This is a genomic window from Gluconobacter sp. Gdi (genome assembly GCF_014132155.1).
In the GTDB taxonomy this organism is placed as follows: domain Bacteria; phylum Pseudomonadota; class Alphaproteobacteria; order Acetobacterales; family Acetobacteraceae; genus Gluconobacter.
On the sequence record NZ_BLJQ01000110.1, the window covers coordinates 1 to 228 of the forward strand.

1 protein-coding gene is annotated in these 228 nt (G+C 60.1%); it reads left to right on the top strand.

Annotated features, from left to right (window positions below; genetic code table 11):
• Positions 1–228, top strand: a 228-nt coding sequence (locus tag JN414_RS16710) for a Hint domain-containing protein (RefSeq protein WP_202208907.1), incomplete at both ends; no start/stop codon positions are given.

Below are 228 nucleotides of genomic sequence, written 5' to 3' on the forward strand. Positions count from 1 at the left end.
TCCATCACCGTCTCCAGCCAGCCTGTGCCGGAAGAAAACTGGCTCGTCCGCATCCGCGAGGGCGCGCTTGCCGAGGGTGTTCCGTCCCGTGACCTGCTGCTGACGCAGGAGCACTGCATGGTCTTCGAGGGCAAGCTGGTTCCGGCCCGTATGCTGGTCAATGGGGCATCCATCCTGATTGATCGTACGATCAACAGCTACACCTACTATCATGTGGAACTGGAGAGC